This window comes from Pseudomonas sp. MD330_10, from assembly GCF_042610415.1.
GTDB classification, from domain to species: Bacteria; Pseudomonadota; Gammaproteobacteria; order Pseudomonadales; family Pseudomonadaceae; genus Aquipseudomonas; species Aquipseudomonas rhodesiae.
Genome location: NZ_JBHGZU010000108.1, coordinates 1 through 250, shown reverse-complemented (window position 1 = coordinate 250; position 250 = coordinate 1). Strand labels below are relative to the sequence as shown.

Below are 250 nucleotides of genomic sequence, written 5' to 3'. Positions count from 1 at the left end.
GCTTGGTGTTCGGCGATAAGTGTGTCGCCTTGCCAGAAAAATTCGGTGGTGATGCCGTCGACGGTTTTGCTGATACGTCGGCCGAACGGGTCATAGCGGTAACGGGCGGTTTGGCCGTTAGGCCGGGTGATTTCGATCAGCCGGTGCTGGCTGTCATAACGGTATTCCGTGAAGAGTTGCTGGCCTTTGCCACGGCGTTCCTGGGTCAGGTTGCCGAAGGCGTCGTAGGTGTAGTGGCGGTCGCCCTGGA

1 pseudogene is annotated in these 250 nt (G+C 59.2%); it reads right to left on the bottom strand.

Going from position 1 to position 250, the window contains the following annotated elements:
- Positions 1-250, bottom strand: a pseudogene (locus ACFZPT_RS26815) (rhs family protein); the annotation flags it as partial.